The sequence below is a fragment of the Embleya australiensis genome, from assembly GCF_051903075.1.
GTDB lineage: Bacteria > Actinomycetota > Actinomycetes > Streptomycetales > Streptomycetaceae > Embleya.
Genome location: NZ_CP182422.1, coordinates 2,558,332 through 2,575,377 on the forward strand (window position 1 = coordinate 2,558,332; position 17,046 = coordinate 2,575,377).

Genomic DNA, 17,046 nt, shown 5'->3' on the forward strand with positions numbered 1-17,046 from the left:
CCGACCGGGCCCACGCCCACTCGGCGGCTTCCGCACGTACGGCGGCGACCCATCCCCCGCCCGCCCGGACAGGGCCTAGCACCCCCGCAACGCCCGCGCCAGCGACACCGCGCGCGGATCCACCGGCAGGTCCTCCAGACAGACCCGCCGCCCCTCGCCGTCGGCGACCGGCAGCAGCCAGTTCGGATACTCGTTCGAGGTGCCCGGCAGGTTCTGCGGCCGGCGATCGCCCACCCCGTCCGGCAGCCACACCCCCAGCAGCCGGCACGGCGTGGCCGCGAGCAGCCGATGCAGCGCCTCGACCGTCTCCCGCTCGCCCGCGCCCGGCCGCAGATACCCGCGCCGGCGCAACAGTTCGAGCCACTGCTCACGGTCGGCCACGTCCTCGGCCCGCTCCACCTCCACGTCCCGCACCAGCAGGTGCAGCCGCTCCCACAGGTCGATGTGCTCCCCCGCGAGCCGGGCCGCGGTGGGCGGCAGATCGTGCGTGGTCACCGTGGCCAGCGAACTCGCCCGCCACTGCTCGGGCGACAGCGGCCGGCCCTTGTCGTCGCGCTCGAACCACAACACCGAGGTGCCCAGGATCCCGCGCTCGGCGAGGTACGTACGCACCCACGGCTCCACCGTGCCCAGGTCCTCGCCGATCACCACCGCGCCCGCCCGATGCGCCTCCAGGGCCAGGATGCCGACCATCGCCTCGTGGTCGTAGCGCACATAGGCGCCCTCGGCGGGGCTGTTGCCCTTCGGCACCCACCAGAACCGGAACAGCCCGAGCACGTGGTCCACCCGCACCGCGCCCGCGTGCCGAAAGACCGCGCGCAGCAGTTCCCGGTACGGCGCATAGCCCGCCTCGGCCAACCGCTGCGGATGCCACGGCGGCTGGTTCCAGTCCTGCCCGATCTGGTTCATCGCGTCCGGCGGCGCCCCGCCCGTCGCCCCGAGCGCCAGCACCCCACCGCCCCGGGCCGAGCCGAGCACCCACGCGTCCGCCCCGTCGGGGTGCACGCCCACCGCGAGGTCGTGCACCACGCCCACCGGCATGCCCGCCCGGGTCGCGGCCTCCTGCGCGGCGCGCAGCTGATCGGCCAGCACCCACTGGGTCCAGCGGTGGAAGTCGACCGTCCCGGCCAGCCGTTCGCGCGCCGCGGCGACCTCGGCCGAGTCCGGGTCGTGCAACTCCTCGGGCCAATCGCGCCAGGTCGGGCCGTACTCCTCGACCAGCGCACACCAGGTGGCGAAGTCGGTCAGCCACTGGCCCTCACGCGCGATGAACGCCCGGTAGTCGGCGTCGCGCCCCAGGCTCCGCGGCACCTTGTGCACCAGCGCGAGCGCGGCCCGCTTGGCCGTGCGGACCGCGTCCCGGTCCAGCCGATCCGCGCCGTCCGACCCGTCGCCCGCCGAGGCCCGCAACTCCTCGGCGACCGCCCGCTCGACCGGGCTCAGATACGCGAACTCGGGCACCGCCTCGACCCGCACGTACATCGGATCCGGAAAACGACGGCTCACCGGCAGATACGGCGAGGCCTCCACCGGCGGCACCGGCGAGGCCGCGTGCAGCGGATTGACCAGTACGAACCCGGCCCCCTGCGCCCGCGCCGACCACGTGGCCAGATCTGCCAGGTCGGCCAGGTCGCCGATGCCCCACGAGCGGCGCGAGGGCAGCGAATAGAGCTGGACCATGTAGCCCCACGCCCGCTCCGCCGGCACGGGCAGCACGGTCGGGGTGATCGCGATCGCGCACGACGCATACACCCCCTCGCCGTTCGCGCTCGGCACGCCGCCCGATCCCAGCGACTCCTCCGGCTCGGGCGAGCAGCGCGCGTGCAGGGTGTGCCAGCCCAGCGGCAGGTCGGCGGGGACGCGGTGGGCCCCGATCGGGTCACCCTGCGGGCCGGACCCCGGGCCGGGACCGATGTCGCGCCGGATCCCGCCGTCCTCCAGTTCGATCCACAACTCGACCCGGTGCCCCGCCGGCACGTTGACCGTGAAGCCGGCCGCGCGGCCCGCGCGCAGCACCAGCACCGGAGGCAGCAGCCGGGTGCGGCGCGACTCGTCCTGCGCCGCCAGCGCGGCCCGAGCCGCCTCGGGCGTCGACGCGTCCACCCCGAGTGCGCCGAGCACCGCTATCACCGTCTCGGGCGCGGCGTGCACCGCCTCGCCGCGCCACCCCTCGTACTCCGTGGCCACCCCGAACGCGGAGGCGAGCCGGACCAATTCGGGAGACAACTGCGATACGCGTGGTTCCTCCATGCCCGCGAGCATCGCACCCGAACGGCCCGGCTGTCGGCGTGTTCGCCGCGTACGCGAGCGGGTGTGTCGGGACCCGACCGCGACGCGGGCACACGTCGAAGCGCGGCGGGGAACCCGTCGCAGCGCAGCGCCGCCGCGAAACGCGGCGCCCCACCCCAACGCAAACGGCGACGGGCTCCCCTGAGGAAATCCGCCGCCGTCTAGGCGCTCGCGACCTGGTCGAAATGGTCGAAGCCCGCTTCCTGCGCACCGTACGGCGCCAGGTAGGGCTCCCAGCGTGGATCGCGGAACCCGGTACCGAGGATCCGCCATGCCAGGCCGGTGGGTTGGGCCGGTGGGCGCGGCATTCGCCAGCCCAGTTCGGCGATGTAGCGGTCGCTCTTGACGTGATTGCAGCGACGACACGCCGAGACCACGTTGTCCCACGTGTGCCGGCCGCCGCGGCTGCGGGGGACGACGTGGTCGACGCTGGTGGCGGCGCTTCCGCAATAGACACAACGCCCTCCGTCGCGGGCGAACAGCGCGCGGCGGGTGAGCGGGACCTGGCCCCGAAAGGGGATTCGGACGAAACGGGTCAGTCTGATGACACTGGGTACGGGAATCTCGGTGGTGGCGCTGTGCAGGATGGTGCCTGTCTCTTCCAGGCACATTGCCTTGTCGTTCAGCACGAGGATCAGTGCGCGGCGAACGGGCACCACGCACAGGGGCTCGTACGACGCGTTGAGGACCAGCGAATGCGGCACGTATGCCTCCCTGTGACGCCGACAGCGCGTGGCTCGCGCCGGGGACGATCGGCCTCCAGTGTCCATGGCGGGATACCCCACGCGCTACCAGGAATCGACAAGGTCACATAGCGTTCACCTGCACGAGTGGCCGCGCGTGGTGGGTCGGTGACCGTCCGCATCGCCCGAACGCGCGACGGGCGCGGGCGTCTAGGGTGCGCCCATGACGCGCTCTGTGCAGCCCGCGGAACACGCCCCCCTCGAGACCCCCCGCGCCCCCGCCGCCGCCCGTGGCGACACGGTCGACGTGCTGTTCGGGCGCCCCGTACCGGATCCCTATCGTGCTCTGGAGGACCCGGACGCGCCGGCCACCCGCGCCTGGTCGGCCGCGCAGGACGAGTGGTTCCACGCCCATGTGGACCATCTGGCCGGACGCGATCGGCTGCGGGCGCGCCTGGACGAACTGCTCGCCACCGGGTCGATGGGGCTGCCCTGTTGGCGCGGCGGGCGGCACTTCCTGGTCCGCCGCGACCCGGGGCGCGAGCACGGTGTGTTGTTCGTGGTCGAGCCGGACGGGAGCGAGCGGGAGTTGGTGGATCCGATCGCGATCGACCCCGGCGGCACCACCACGCTCGACCAGTGGATGCCCTCCGACGAGGGCGACCGGCTGGCGTATCTGCTCTCCACCGGTGGGGACGAGGAGTCGCGCCTGTACGTGCTCGACGTCGCCGACGGCACCCGGATCGAGGGCCCGATCGACCGGATGCGGGACACCTCGATCGCCTGGCTCCCCGGCGGCGAGGCGTGTTACCTGGTGCGCCGACTGCCGCCGGAGGCGGTGCCCGAGGGTGAGGAGCAGCACCACCGCCGGGTGTACCTGCACCGGATCGGCACGGATCCGGCCGAGGACGTGGAGGTGTTCGGCGCGGGCACCGATCCGGGCACCTACTTCGGCGTCGGGGTCAGTCGGGACGGCCGCTGGCTGAACGTGTCCTCCTCCTCGGGCACCGCGCCGCGCAACGACCTGTGGCTGGCCGATCTGCACGCGGGTTCGCCGGAGCGGCCGGTACTGCGACCGGTGACCGTGGGACTGGACGCGCTCACCGGGGTGCGGGTGGGCCGCGACGGGCGGCTGTACGTGTTCACCGACCTGGACGCGCCGCGCGGCCGGCTGTGCGTGGCCGATCCGGCGTCGCCCGGGCCCGAGGGCTGGCGCGATCTGGTCGCCGAGGAGCCGGACGCGGTGCTGACGGGCTTCGCGATCCTGGACGGACCGCAGGCGCCCCGACCGACCCTGCTGGTCGCTCGGACCCGGCACGCGGTGGGCGAACTGGCCGCGTACGACCTGGCCGACGGGCGATTGTCGGCCCGGCCGAGCATGCCCGGCGGCTCGCCCGGATCCATCGGCGGCCTCGCCGAACACCCCGAGGGCGGACACGAGGCGTGGTTCGGCTGGTCGGACTACAACGCCCCGTCGGCCGTGTTGCGCTACGACGCGCGTACCGGGGCGATCGACACCTGGGCCACCGCGCCCGGCACCGCGACGCTGCCCGACGTACACGTGCGCCAGGAGACGTACCGCTCGGCCGACGGCACCACCGTGCGCGTGTTCGTGATCGCGCCGACCGCCGAACCGGACCGCCCCCGGCCCACCGTGCTCTACGGGTATGGCGGCTTCGGCATCTCACTCGGCCCCGCCTACTCGGCGGGTGTGCTCGCCTGGGTGGAGGCCGGCGGGGTGTACGCGATCGCCAACCTGCGCGGCGGCGGCGAGGAGGGCGAGCAGTGGCATCGGGCGGGCATGCGGGGGCACAAGCAACACGTGTTCGACGACTTCCACGCCGCCGCGGAGCACCTGGTCGCCCGCGGGTGGACCACGCCCGACCGGCTCGCCGCGTCCGGCGGCTCCAACGGCGGACTGCTCGTCGGCGCCGCGCTCACCCAGCGGCCCGAGTTGTACGCGGCCGTGGCCTGCTCGATGCCGCTGCTCGACATGGTCCGCTACGAGCGCTTCGGCCTGGGGCGGTTGTGGTCCGACGAGTACGGCACCGCCGAGGTGGCGGAGGAACTGCACTGGCTGCTGGGCTACTCGCCCTATCACCACGTGCGCCCGGGCGTGGCGTATCCGGCGGTGCTGTTCACCGTGTTCGACGGGGACAGCCGGGTGGATCCGCTGCACGCGCGCAAGATGTGCGCGGCCCTGCAACACGCGACCACGAGCGGGCGCCCGGTGCTGCTGCGGGCCGAGGCAGAGGTGGGGCACGCGGCCCGCTCGGTCACCCGCACGGTCGAACTGACCGCGGACACACTCTCCTTCCTGGCCGCGCACACCGGCCTCGACCCGGACGGGCCCGGGTCCGCGGCCGCCGGGTCCGGGCTCGGGCGGAGCCTCGGGAACAAGATCGACGAAGGTGGGGATCGGTGACATAACGGTGATCAACGACGAAAGGCGCGAAGGAGAGGTAACGCACGAGTGCCCTCGGCCTCGTGACTACTGTGGGACGCGGGTCCCCGGTCGCGGGGAGATGGTCCCCCGCTCGTCGTCCGAAAGGTCTCGTACGTGTCCGCGCTCGTCCCCGGAGTCCAGTTGTCCCTCGACGCCGCCGCAGGCAACGGCAAGGTGTCGTCGTGGTTCGATCGGCACGGCGAGTCCCTCGTGGTGACGCCGATCCGGATCCTCGTGATCATCCTGGTCGCGCTGATCCTGCGGGCGGTGACCCGAAAGCTGATCACCCAGCTGGTCGGCCGGATGGCCAACAGCGGCACGGACAGCAGCGGGCGGCCGGTCACCGGCTTCCTGCTCAACGCCGAGCGCCGCCGCCAGCGTGCCGAGACGGTGGGCTCGGTGCTGCGCAGCACCGCGTCGTTCGTGATCCTGGGCATCGCCGGGCTGATGGTGCTCGGCGAGTTCAAGGTCAACCTCGCGCCGCTCCTCGCCAGCGCGGGCATCGCCGGCATCGCGCTCGGCTTCGGCGCGCGCAACCTGGTGACCGACTTCCTGTCCGGGATGTTCATGATCCTGGAGGACCAGTACGGCGTGGGCGACCTGGTCGACGCCGGTCCGGCCACCGGCACCGTGGTCGAGGTGGGCCTGCGGATCACCAAGCTGCGCGACGTCGACGGCACCGTCTGGTACATCCGCAACGGCGAGATCAAGCGGATCGGCAACAAGAGCCAGGGCTGGGGCACCGCCAAGGTGGACGTGCAGGTCGGCTACCACGAGGACGTGGACAAGGTCCGCGCGGTGATCACCTCCACCGCCGAGGCACTGGCCGACGTGGAGCCGTGGAACGAGCGGGTCTGGGGCTCGGCGACGGTGGTCGGGATGGAGGCGGTGACGGCCGACGCGGTGGTGCTCCAGGTGCAGATCAAAACCATGCCGGGCCAGGAACTGCCGGTCGCGCGCGAGTTGCGGGGGCGGGTCAAGCGCGCGTTCGACGACGCGGGCATCCGCATCAGCGAACCGATCGCCAGCGCCACGCCCCCCACCGAGGACCCGGGCGCCCCGACCCCCCAGGCCGAACCGGCCCCGGTCCCGGTCAACCCGCCACCTACACCCCCCACGCCGCAGGCCCCGGGGGCACCCTGATCCCGGCCCCGCCTGCCCGGGACCCACCCGTGTCGTGGGTGAACCCGCCCACCCGTGCCGGCAACGCAGCAGGCCCCCGGGCCCCTGACCTGGCCCCGCCTGCCTGCGGCCCACCCGGGTTGTGGGCGGGCCCGCCACCCGTGCCGGCGACGCCGCAGGCCCCGGGGCGCCCTGATTCCGGCGCCGCGTGGCCTGATCCCGGCGCCGCGTGCCCTGGCCCCCGGTGTGGGTGAACCCGGCCGCCCGTGCCGCAGGCGCCTGGCGCGTCCTGATCCCGACTCCGCGTGCCCGACCCCACCCGTGTGCTGGGCGGACCCCCGCCGCCCATGGCGGCGACGCCGCTTGGTCCTGGGTTGCCTCGGATCGGGCCGCGCGTTCTCGTGCCCGGCGTCGCCGGAGCGCTTGCCGCCCGCGCCGGCGGAGGTGGGGGGCGGGCCGGCCATCTGCGGCTCGCGGGGCGCGAGGCGCGGGACCATTCGGGCTACCCGTGGCGCGTCTCCCGTTGTTATGGCTGCCGCGTCGCCGAGACTGGGTCGGGTGAACGCTCCCCTGTGCCTGGTCACCGGATCCACCGGCTATCTGGGCGGCCGGCTGGTGACCGAGCTGCTCGCCGCCGGCCATCGGGTGCGCTGCATGGCCCGGACCCCGGCCAAGCTGCGCGACCACCCGTGGGCGGACCAAGTGGAGATCGTGCGCGCCGACGCGCTCGATTCGGCCGCGGTGCGCAGCGCCCTCGACGGCGTCGACGTGGCCTACTACCTGATCCACGCGCTCGGCAGCGGACCGCGCTTCGCCGACACCGACCGCGAGACCGCGCGCGTGTTCGCCGAGGCGGCCGAGGACGCGGGCGTGGGCCGGCTCGTCTATCTCGGCGGCCTGGGCCCGGCCGCCGGTTCCTCGGCCCGCGACTCCTCCCCGCACCTGCGTTCGCGCGCCGAGGTGGGCGAGATCCTGCTCGCCGGCGCGGTGCCCACCGCCGTGCTGCGCGCGGCGGTGATCATCGGCTCGGGCTCGGCGTCCTTCGAGATGTTGCGCTACCTGACCGAGCGGCTGCCGGTGATGGTCACCCCGCGCTGGGTCACCTCCCGGATCCAGCCGATCGCCGTTCGCGACGTACTGCGCTACCTGGTCGGCTGCGCCACGCTGCCCCCGGACGTGAACCGCGCCTTCGACATCGGCGGCCCGGACGTGCTCACCTACGAGCGCATGATGCAGCGCTACGCGGCCGTGGCCGGACTGCGTCGCCGCCGGGTGTTGCCGGTGCCGATGCTCTCGCCCTGGTTGTCCAGCCACTGGGTGGGCCTGATCACCCCCGTACCCGGAGCCCTGGCCCGACCGCTGGTGGAGTCGCTGCGCAGCGAGGTGGTCTGCCACGAGCACGACATCGCCCGCTACGTCCCCGACCCGCCGGAGGGCCTGATCGGCTTCGACCGGGCCCTCGAACTGGCGCTGGCCCGGATCCGCGACGCCGACGTGGCCACCCGCTGGTCCTCGGCGGCCACCGCCGGGGCCCCCAGCGATCCGCTGCCCACCGACCCGGACTGGTCCGGCGGCACGCTGTACGAGGACGTCCGCGAGGCGGAGCCGGCCGCGTCGCCGGCGGCGGTGTGGCGGGTGATCGAGGGCATCGGCGGCGCCAACGGCTGGTACTCGTGGCCGCTCGCCTGGTCCGTGCGCGGCGCCCTGGACCGGATCGTGGGCGGGGTCGGACTGCGCCGGGGACGCCGTGATCCGCACCGGCTCCGCGTCGGCGACTCGCTCGACTTCTGGCGGGTGGAGGAGGTGGTGCCGGGCCGGCTGCTCCGCCTGCGCGCCGAGATGCGCCTGCCGGGCCTGGCCTGGCTGGAGTTCAGCGTCACCGACCGCGACGGCACCGCGCACTACCGCCAGCGTGCGCTGTTCCATCCCCGGGGACTGTTCGGGCACGCGTACTGGTGGGCCGTGTTCCCCTTCCACGGCATCGTCTTCGGCGGCATGCGCCGGGGCATCGCCCGCGCCGCGGAACGCTGATACCGGGGGCCTCCGGGTCGCGGGCCCATCTGAGAGGATGGAACGGTGACCCAGATGCCGGCGCCGGAACCGAGTCTCTACGAAGCCGTGGGCGGCGAGGAGACGTTCGCCAAACTCGTGCACCGCTTCTATCAGGGTGTGCGCGAGGATCCCCTGCTGCGGCCGATGTATCCGGAGGAGGACCTGGACGGAGCCGAGGACCGGCTGCGGATGTTCCTCGTCCAATACTGGGGCGGCCCTCGCACCTACAGCGAACAACGCGGCCACCCGCGGCTGCGGATGCGGCACGCGCCGTTCGCCGTGACCGAGGAGGCGCGCGACGCGTGGTTGCGGCACATGCGCGCGGCGGTCGACGAGATCGCGCTGCCGGCCGAGCAGGAGAGCACCCTCTGGGAATACCTGGTCTACGCCGCGCAGTCGATGGTCAACCGGCTCGACTGACGCGGCGACCGACGGCGGGCGGACCGGGGCGACAGCCACACCGGGAGCGATCCGACGGAGGCGGCCGATGGTACGCGGGTGGTGGCACGACGCGGTCTTCTACCAGGTCTATCCGCGCAGCTTCGCGGACGGCGACGGGGACGGGGTCGGCGATCTGCCCGGGCTCTTCGCGCGCCTGCCGTACCTCCGCGACCTGGGCGTCGACGCGATCTGGCTGAGCCCCTTCTATCGGTCGCCGATGGTCGACGCCGGCTACGACGTCGCCGATCCGCGCGAGGTGGACCCCCTGTTCGGCACCCTCGCCGACGCGGACCGGGTGTTCGCGCGGGCTCACGAACTCGGCCTGGCGGTCCTGGTGGACGTGGTCCCGAATCACACCTCGCGGGACAGCGCGTGGTTCGCCGCCGCGCTCGCCTCGCCCCCGGGCTCGGTCGAACGCTCCCGCTACCTCTTCCGCGACGGCCGGGGCACCGGCGGGGACGAGCCGCCGAACAACTGGCGATCCCAGTTCGGCGGCCCCGCGTGGACCCGGATCACCGAGGCCGACGGCCGTCCCGGCCAGTGGTATCTGCACCTGTACTCACCGGCGCAGCCCGACCTGAACTGGCGCAACCTCGAAGTGCGTTGCGAGTATCTGTCGATCCTGCGCTTTTGGCTGGACCGCGGCGTGGACGGCTTCCGGATCGATGTCGCGCACGGTCTGGTCAAGGCGCTCGGCCTGCCGGACGTACCGCCGGGCGTGCCGCAGGGGTGGGAGGGTCGGCTGCGGCACCGGCTGCCGTACTGGGACCAGCCCGAGGTGCACGACGTCTACCGCACATGGCGTCGGCTGCTCGACTCGTACGCCGACGTGGACACCGGCGGCGGGCGGCGCGGGCGGATCGCGGTGGCCGAGGCGTGGCTGCCCCGGGCCGAGCGGTCGGCCGCCTACCTGCGTCCCGGCGAGCTGCACCAGGCGTTCGACTTCCCCTTCCTGCTCGCCGGTTGGGACCCGGTCCGGCTGCGCGCGGCGATCGACGACGCCCTGGCCGCCACCGCCGCGGTGGGCGCGGCGCCGACGTGGGTACTGGCCAACCACGACGTGGTGCGGCCGGTGACCCGGTTCGGCGGCGGGGCCCTCGGCCTCGCCCGGGCCCGGGCGGCGCTGCTGCTCGAACTCGCCCTGCCCGGCGCGGCCTACCTGTACCAGGGCGACGAGTTGGGCCTGCCCGAGGTCGAGGACCTGCCCGACGAGCTGCGCCGGGACCCGGTGTTCGCGCACTCGGAGGGTCGGGTGCACGGCCGGGACGGGTGCCGCGTGCCGCTCCCGTGGGCGGGCGAGGCGGCGCCGTTCGACTTCACCTCGGGGGAGGCCGCCTGGTTGCCCCAGCCCGCGTCCTGGGCGGAGCTGACCGTCGCGGCCCAGCGGCACGACCCGGACTCCACCCTCGCGCTGTGCCGCACCGCCCTGCGCATCCGCCGGACCCACCCGGCCCTCGGCACCCGCGCGGCCGGCGGCGGCCTGACCTGGGCCGGGGACGAACTCCCGCCGGACGTACCGGCCTTCACCCGTGCCCCCGGCTTCGGCTGCGCGGTGAACATGGGCAAGGCCCCGGCCCGCGTCCCCGGGGCCGGCCCGCTGCTGCCGGCCCCGGGACCGGTGGAGCACACCGGGACCGGCGACCTGACCCTCCCGCCGAACACCGCGGCGTGGTGGTCGACCATTCCCTGACCACCACCTCGCTCCCGACGAGTCGACCGCGGCGGCTCGACGAGGGCGGCGTTTTCGGGGCGGTCAGCGGGCGAACAGCAGGCCCGGGGCGTCCTCGCGCCGGACCGATACCGACCCGTAGCGGGCCTCCAGGCGCAGCCAGGCGCCGGTGCGCAGCACCTCGGCCCGGGCATCGGCGTCCGGCGGGCCCAGGAAGCCGAAGGACTGCGCGGCGTGCGCGGCCCGCAGCGGCAGTCGGCCGGCCATCGGTCGGGTCCAGATCCCGGCCGCGACCCGCTCGAACTCGGCACGCGGCATGCCCGGCTCGGTCCTGGCCCGGAACTCGGCGACACCGGCGGCCACTTCGCGGGCCAAGTCGGGTACCGCGAGGTCGGCGACGTGCTCCCACCCGGTGCGCGGGGGCAGCAGGCCGGCCCATCCCGGACCGGTCACCGACGGCGGGAGCGGCACGCTCGCGTCGTCCGCGATCGCGTCGAGGAGTTGTCCGGCGGACACGGTCGCGTCCACCGTCGCGGATTCGGCCAACTCGCTCGCCCGCAACGTGATCACGCCCGAGGAGGCGGCACCGAACGGCGGATGCCCGAACGTACCGAGCACCATCCCCTCGGCCCGTATCCGCACCGCCGCGCCGCGGTCGTAGCGCAGCAGTCGGCTCAGGTAGCCGCCCAGGTCCGCGGCGGCGGCCGGGTCGGCGAGTCGCAGCACGCTCATGCGCGGGCCGACCGCCCCGCCGACTCGCCCTGCGGTTCGAGGAAGCGGTCCAGGTAGGCCCGCTCCTCCTCGGTCAGCCGCCGGGGACGCTGCTCGACCAGCGAATAGGGCACGAGCACGGACAGCGCCGTGGCGTACACCTGCTCGTCGTCCCTGATCTCGTAGGCCAGGGTGAGCCGGGCGGCCCCGATCCGGGTCACCCACGTCTCCACCCGCACCGGTTCGGCGCGCCACACCAGCGGGCGTTTGTAGTCGATCTCGTGGCGGGCGATCACCACGCCCTCGGAGAGCGTCTTGGCCCCCTCGCGCTGCCCGAGGGTGAACATCATGTCCACGCGCGCCTCCTCCAGATAGCGGAGGTATTGCACATTGTTGACGTGCCGGTAGGCGTCCATGTCGGACCACCGAACCGCCGCGTGATAGATGTGCCTGGCCACGTGTCCAGCCTCTTCTCTGTGATTGCCGACCGACCGGCCCGGCCCGGTGTCGCCGACGGCCTGCCGCATGGGGAATGCGACAGGCCGTCGGCCGCGCCGAACCGATCGGGTGGATCAGTTGCGCTTGAGCTTCTTGTAGGTCGCGCGATGCGGCCGGGCCGCGTCGGCGCCCAGGCGCTCGACCTTGTTCTTCTCGTACGACTCGAAGTTGCCCTCGAACCAGAACCACTTCGAGTCACCCTCGTAGGCGAGGATGTGCGTGGCGACCCGGTCCAGGAACCAGCGGTCGTGCGAGACGACCACGGCGCAGCCCGGGAACTCCAGGAGCGCGTTCTCCAGGCTGGACAGGGTCTCGACGTCGAGGTCGTTGGTCGGTTCGTCGAGCAGCAGCAGGTTGCCGCCCTGCTTGAGCGTCAGCGCCAGGTTGAGCCGGTTGCGCTCACCGCCGGAGAGCACCCCGGTGGGCTTCTGCTGGTCAGGACCCTTGAAGCCGAAGGCGCTGACGTAGGCCCGGGACGGGACCTCGACGTTGCCGACCTTGATGTAGTCCAGGCCGTCGGAGACGACCTCCCACAGGTTCTTCTTCGGGTCCAGGCCGCCGCGCGACTGGTCGACGTAGGAGACCTTGACGGTCTCGCCGACCTTGATGTTGCCGGTGTCGGGCGTCTCGGCGTCGATCAGCATCTTGAACAGCGTGGTCTTGCCCGCGCCGTTCGGACCGATGATGCCGACGATGCCGTTGCGCGGCAGCGTGAAGGACAGGTCGTCCATCAGCAGCTTGTCGTCGAACGCCTTGCTGAGGTGCTCGACCTCGATCACGACGCTGCCCAGGCGCGGACCCGGCGGGATCTGGATCTCCTCGAAGTCCAGCTTCCGCATCTTGTCCGCCTCGGCGGCCATCTCCTCGTAGCGGGCCAGTCGCGCCTTGCTCTTGGCCTGCCGGCCCTTCGCGTTGGAGCGGACCCACTCGAGTTCGTCCTTGAGCCGCTTCTGCCGCTTGGCGTCCTTCTGCCCTTCGACCTTCAGGCGGGTGGCCTTGGTGTCCAGGTAGGTGGAGTAGTTGCCCTCGTAGGGGTGCAGGCGACCGCGGTCGACCTCGCAGATCCACTGGGCGACGTTGTTCAGGAAGTACCGGTCGTGGGTGACCGCGACGACGGTGCCCGCGTACTTCTCCAGGTGCTGTTCCAGCCACTGGACGCTCTCCGCGTCGAGGTGGTTGGTCGGCTCGTCGAGGAGCAGCAGGTCGGGGGCTTCGAGGAGCAGCTTGCACAGCGCCACGCGGCGCTTCTCGCCACCGGAGAGGTTCACGATCGGCCAGTCGCCGGGCGGGCAGCCCAGCGCGTCCATGGCCTGTTCGAGCTGCGAGTCGAGTTCCCAGGCGTTCGCGTGGTCGAGCTGGTCCTGCAGCTCGCCCATCTCCGCCATCAGCTCGTCGGTGTAGTTCGTGGCCATCTCCTCGGCGATGGCGTTGAACCGGTCCAGCTTGCCCTTGATCTCCTTGACGCCGTCCTGGACGTTCTCCAGAACGGTCTTGGTCTCGTCGAGCGGAGGCTCTTGGAGCAGGATTCCGACGGTGTAGCCGGGGGACAGAAACGCGTCGCCGTTGGAGGGCTGTTCCAGCCCGGCCATGATCTTCAGAACGGTCGACTTACCCGCGCCGTTCGGGCCGACGACGCCGATCTTGGCTCCCGGCAGGAAGCTGAGCGTCACGTCGTCGAGGATCACCTTGTCGCCGTGCGCTTTACGCGCCTTGCGCATGGTGTAGATGTACTCAGCCATGCGTCCAAGCCTATGGTCTGGCGGACAGTGCCCGTGCATGGGTGCCCGGTGGGCGCGGGATTACGAACCCCGGGCCGGGCACCTCGGCACGCACCCCACGCGCCTGTCCGGCGGACACGGGCCCGAAAGCCCGCCCGCCTCGGACGCCCCGGGCAAGCCCGACCCATCGAGCGCCGACGACGCGCCCCACACCCATGCCCGGCGGGCACGGGACCGAGGCACCCGCGGGGCAGGCTTGCCGGACGAACTCGGCCCGGCGAGGGTCGGCCGGCCTGCGGCCCGCTCGTCCTCAAGCGCATCCGTGCCCGGTGAGCACAGGGACCGAGGCACCCCCCGGCGCAGGCTTGCCGGACGAACTCGGCCCGGCGAGGGTCGGCCGGCCTGCGGCCCGCTCGTCCTCAAGCGCATCCGTGCCCGGTGAGCACAGGGACCGAGGCACCCCCCGGCGCAGGCTTGCCGGACGAACTCGGCCCCACGAGGCCCGGCCGGCCTGCGGCCCGCTCGTCCTCAAGCGCATCCGTGCCCGGTGAGCACAGGGACCGAGGCACCCCCCGGCGCAGGCTTCCCGGGCGAACTCGGCCCCACGAGGCCCGGCCGGCCTGCGGCCCGCTCGTCCTCAAGCGCCGGACGGGCTGGAATTGCTTGGTCCGGGTGCCGCATGTGCGGCGGTGCTCGAGTCGCCGCTGTCGGCTTCCACTTGGCCGAGCGCACGGTTCGACCTCGCCGGGCGTCGGATCAAGACTGGGCTCGGCACCTGTCAACCCGACCCCGACCCGCCGACTCTCGGCCCCGCCCCGCTGCGGCCGGCCTTGGCGGCCTGGGCTGGGCTTACCTGCGGGCCGGGGGTCGGGTTGCGGCAAGGAAGCGGGCCCCGGCGCGGTTGGGTGCGGCGGGGCCCGGTCCTTGGAACTGGTGCCTTGTGTGGCGGTTCTACTGTCAGGCGGTGGCGCCGGTCGAGCCCTTGCGGCGACGCATGAAGAAGACGAGGCCGCCACCCGCGAGGACGAGCGCACCGGCGCCGCCCAGGATCGCGGGGGTGTTGCTGCCGTCGCTACCGGTCTCGGCGAGGTCCGGGCCCTTCGGGTTCACCGGGGCCGGGGTTCCGCCGGTGGTGCCACCGGTGGTGCCGCCGGTCGCACCCTCGGAGGCGCCGGCGGTCTTGCAGTCGAGCGTGCCGGTGAACTCCTTGGCGGTCTTGCCGTCGGGGCCCACGATGGTGATCTTGTACGCCTGGTCCTCCTGGACCTTCACGACCTGGTCGTACGACTTGCCCGCCTCGACGGTGGTTTCCTTGCCGTCGAGCTTGAACTTGTACGACTCGTCACCGTTGTTCTTGACGGTGACCTTCACGCCACCATCGACGCAGTCCTTGGTGGCGTTGATCTCCGGAAGCGGGCCCTTGCCGGGCTTGCCCCACTTGGCGACCGCGTGGTCCGAGGCCTGCACCTTCTGCTTGTCCGCGACGATCAGCAGCTGGCTGGTCGTCCCGTTGGTGTTGACGCCCTGGAAGACTCGACCGGCCTGCACGGTCGACTCGCCGGAGACCTCGAAGGTCTGGCTGCCTTCCTTGGTGGCACCCGCGGGGTTCACGTAGAGCTTGTCGCCGTTGCCGACCTTGGTGACCGGCTTGCCGTCGGCGTCCACCAGTACGGGCTTGCCGTCGGAGTCACCCGCGGTGAGCTTCGCGTTGATCGACTTGCCCTCGGCGTTGGTCTTGACCTCGAACGGGCCGATACCGGGCTTGTCGGTGATCTTGCCGGTCTTTTCGCCCGGGTTGAGCGAGAGCGAGACCGGCGGTTCGGTGACATCGCCCTTGTTGGCGTCGCCGATCAGGTACTTGTACAGCTTGACGAGGTCGGCGTCGTTCTTCTTGTTGTCCTCGTCCAGGTTCTGGCCGTCGGTGAAGTGCCAGATGGCGGCCTGCGTGGCAGCCGCGGCCTCACCCTCGGTCAGCTCCGGGCTCTTGATCGTCGTACGAACGTTGGCGATGTCGACGGTCGGGAAGGAGTTGAGCAGCACCCACTTGACCTTGGCCTTGTCGGCCTTGGTCCCGAAGGAGGTCTCCTTCCAGTTCGACTCGTCGTACTTCGCGCCGTCGTACACCTTGGTGTGGAAGTCGATGCAGTAGGTGCGGAGGGTCTGTCCGTCCACCTGGAGCTTCAGGATCGCCGCATGCTGCTTCTCGCCCTTGCCCTTCAGGAAGATGTCCGCACCGACATCGCCGCCCTTGTAGACGCCCTTGGCGCCCTCCGCGTTGGCCGCACCCGCGAAACCGATCACGCCGGCCGCCGCCAGGCCCGTCGCCACGACCATGGCCGACAGGCGGGTGGCCGTCCGTCCCGGTGTACGGAACATGTGGTGGTCCCCTCGAAAAATGTATGCCGAATCCCGCGCGGCGCATCGTTCCCCCGAGCACGGCGCGAGTAAAGAACTGTTGAATGGTATGAGCCGGTGGGCCACCCCCCGCGACCCGGGGTAGCAATTTGTTTCACGTTCTTTACCTCGGGAGAAGATCCGACTCGAGGAAGGTAATTCGAATATCGCCGAGTCGACAAGTCCTCGGCGGGAATAACGGCCCATTGCGGTCGGCAAGCCGCATAGCCGCTGATCAGGGCGATCTGACTCACTATTGATTTTTCAAGGTGCACAACCGCGCGAAACGGTCTTTTGGTGATCAATACCTTGCCTCGGGCGTATTCACCCCCACGTTCCGACGCTTTCCGACCTCACCGCCGTGTCGGTTGCCTTGATTGCGGGGATTGGCCCGTTTCGACATGCATCGTACCGACGGCGCGGTCGTCACAATTCTGTTTCAGATTCGTCCCGAAAACCGACCGGAATTATCTCGGCTATCGCCAATGAATGGCTTTCCCGAACATGCGGCCATGCCGTGCATCAATTCATGCCGCCTCCTCTTCGCGTTCGGGACTGCTCCCCATCCCGATCGCGAGGGCGCCCTGGTGGACCGTCGCTCCGGCGGCGACGTCGTCCGCCACGAGCGCCAGTCGCGCCGGTCGGGCCACCCGGCGGAACTCCGCGACCCCTCGGGCGAGGTCGTGGCCCACCGAGGAGGCGTCGATCTCGGTGACCGTCAACCACCGTCCCTCCCGCTCCCACTCGCGCACCCGCAGCCGTCCGGTGACCACGAGCGGGTCGCCCTTGTCGATCGAACTCGTCACGTTCTCGGCCAGCGCCCGAAAGCACGCGATCGTGTAGAAGGACGCGTCCCCCGACACCCACTGGCCGCTGTCCCGGTCGAAGCGCCGCGGCGACACCGCCATCCGAAACCGCGCGAGCGGCACACCAGCCTGGGTCATCTGCACCCGGACCTCGCTCGCGGCATTGCCGACCACCGTCACGTACGTGTCCACGCTTGCCTCCCTGTGTCACCGGCGT

At 72.0% G+C, this 17,046-nt stretch carries 12 protein-coding genes; 5 read left to right on the forward strand and 7 right to left on the reverse strand.

Going from position 1 to position 17,046, the window contains the following annotated elements:
• Positions 1-75: 75 nt before the first annotated feature.
• Positions 76-2,250 (reverse strand): 4-alpha-glucanotransferase, encoded by a 2,175-nt coding sequence (malQ, locus tag ACMXN5_RS10725; protein WP_439675033.1) that lies wholly within the window; start codon positions 2,248-2,250, stop codon positions 76-78.
• 200 nt (positions 2,251-2,450) lie between these two features.
• Positions 2,451-2,993 (reverse strand): HNH endonuclease, encoded by a 543-nt coding sequence (locus tag ACMXN5_RS10730; RefSeq protein ID WP_380002897.1) that lies wholly within the window; start codon positions 2,991-2,993, stop codon positions 2,451-2,453.
• Positions 2,994-3,195: 202 nt separating this feature from the next.
• Between ACMXN5_RS10730 and ACMXN5_RS10735 the strand changes: the two genes are divergently transcribed.
• From ACMXN5_RS10735 to ACMXN5_RS10755, 5 genes are all read left to right on the forward strand, one after another.
• Positions 3,196-5,397 carry a prolyl oligopeptidase family serine peptidase gene (locus ACMXN5_RS10735; RefSeq protein WP_439675034.1) on the forward strand — a complete coding sequence of 734 codons (2,202 nt, stop codon included), beginning with the start codon at positions 3,196-3,198 and terminating at the stop codon, positions 5,395-5,397.
• Between the two features lie 135 nt (positions 5,398-5,532).
• A complete protein-coding gene (locus ACMXN5_RS10740; protein ID WP_439675035.1) occupies positions 5,533-6,561 on the forward strand; it encodes a mechanosensitive ion channel family protein in 1,029 nt (342 codons plus the stop codon).
• Between the two features lie 507 nt (positions 6,562-7,068).
• Positions 7,069-8,571, forward strand: coding sequence for an SDR family oxidoreductase (locus tag ACMXN5_RS10745; RefSeq protein WP_439675036.1), 1,503 nt, complete (start codon positions 7,069-7,071; stop codon positions 8,569-8,571).
• Positions 8,572-8,625: 54 nt separating this feature from the next.
• Complete coding sequence (locus ACMXN5_RS10750) at positions 8,626-9,012, forward strand: globin (RefSeq protein WP_439677985.1); 387 nt, start codon at positions 8,626-8,628, stop codon at positions 9,010-9,012.
• A 67-nt stretch (positions 9,013-9,079) separates the two neighbouring features.
• Positions 9,080-10,723, forward strand: a complete 1,644-nt coding sequence (locus ACMXN5_RS10755) for a glycoside hydrolase family 13 protein (protein ID WP_439675037.1) — start codon at positions 9,080-9,082, stop codon at positions 10,721-10,723.
• Between the two features lie 63 nt (positions 10,724-10,786).
• On the opposite strand, the gene ACMXN5_RS10760 is transcribed toward ACMXN5_RS10755, so the two are convergent.
• The 5 genes from ACMXN5_RS10760 to ssb form a co-directional block, all read right to left on the reverse strand.
• On the reverse strand, positions 10,787-11,434 hold the full coding sequence (locus ACMXN5_RS10760; protein ID WP_439675038.1) for a hypothetical protein: 648 nt from the start codon (positions 11,432-11,434) through the stop codon (positions 10,787-10,789).
• Positions 11,431-11,871, reverse strand: coding sequence for an acyl-CoA thioesterase (locus ACMXN5_RS10765; RefSeq protein ID WP_439675039.1), 441 nt, complete (start codon positions 11,869-11,871; stop codon positions 11,431-11,433). Before ACMXN5_RS10765 ends, ACMXN5_RS10760 begins: the two co-directional genes overlap by 4 nt.
• Before the next feature lie 114 nt (positions 11,872-11,985).
• Positions 11,986-13,650 (reverse strand): energy-dependent translational throttle protein EttA, encoded by a 1,665-nt coding sequence (ettA, locus tag ACMXN5_RS10770; protein WP_126642605.1) that lies wholly within the window; start codon positions 13,648-13,650, stop codon positions 11,986-11,988.
• A 936-nt stretch (positions 13,651-14,586) separates the two neighbouring features.
• Positions 14,587-16,005, reverse strand: coding sequence for a Cys-Gln thioester bond-forming surface protein (locus ACMXN5_RS10775; RefSeq protein ID WP_439675040.1), 1,419 nt, complete (start codon positions 16,003-16,005; stop codon positions 14,587-14,589).
• A 545-nt stretch (positions 16,006-16,550) separates the two neighbouring features.
• Complete coding sequence (gene ssb, locus ACMXN5_RS10780; RefSeq protein WP_439675041.1) at positions 16,551-17,021, reverse strand: single-stranded DNA-binding protein; 471 nt, start codon at positions 17,019-17,021, stop codon at positions 16,551-16,553.
• Between the last annotated feature and the right edge of the window lie 25 nt (positions 17,022-17,046).